The organism is Pseudomonas agronomica, assembly GCF_025917275.1.
Classification (GTDB): domain Bacteria; phylum Pseudomonadota; class Gammaproteobacteria; order Pseudomonadales; family Pseudomonadaceae; genus Aquipseudomonas; species Aquipseudomonas agronomica.
Window position 1 is genome coordinate 1 of record NZ_JAOSHO010001014.1, and the last position, 544, is coordinate 544.

Annotated in this window: 1 pseudogene; it reads right to left on the reverse strand. The window is 66.0% G+C overall.

The features are described 5' to 3' along the window. A pseudogene (locus tag OC610_RS28660) lies at nucleotides 1-544 on the reverse strand (hypothetical protein); the annotation flags it as partial.

The window sequence follows — 544 nt, forward strand, 5'->3', positions numbered from 1 at the left end:
CGCCATCCGGGCCTTGCGCTTGCGACGGCTGATCAACGCCAGCGCTACGGCAACCACCAACACCGCGCCACCCACTTCCAACCAAGTCCTGAAAGGCCGCAGCGCCGAGCGAACAGGCGCCAGCGCCTGGGTCACGTAGCGCTTGCTGGCCTGGTCGAACGCCGGTTCCGGGCACTGGTGGCCGAAGTCCCACGCCCACTCCACATAAGGCCCCTCCTTCACATAACGCTGGTACAGCGCGCTTTGTTCTTCGAGGCTGGAGTTATACCCCACTGCCCTGCACAACACCGCCGCGAACGCCTGGCTGGTGTGCGGCAAGTGATCGGCGGCCTGGCTCGCCAGCGCCGTGGCGACGAAACGGTAGTGGTAGCGCACGTCCGGTTGGGCGGCGCTGGCCTGTTGCCGTTGCACTTCGCCTTCGGCCACCAGCGGACCGACCTTGAGCTCCACCGGTTCAAAACTGTAGTTGCCTTCCAGGCTGGCGTAATCCGGCGCCATTTCGTAGCCCAGGAGCTGCATGCCGGACCGGCGCGCGATGACGGAC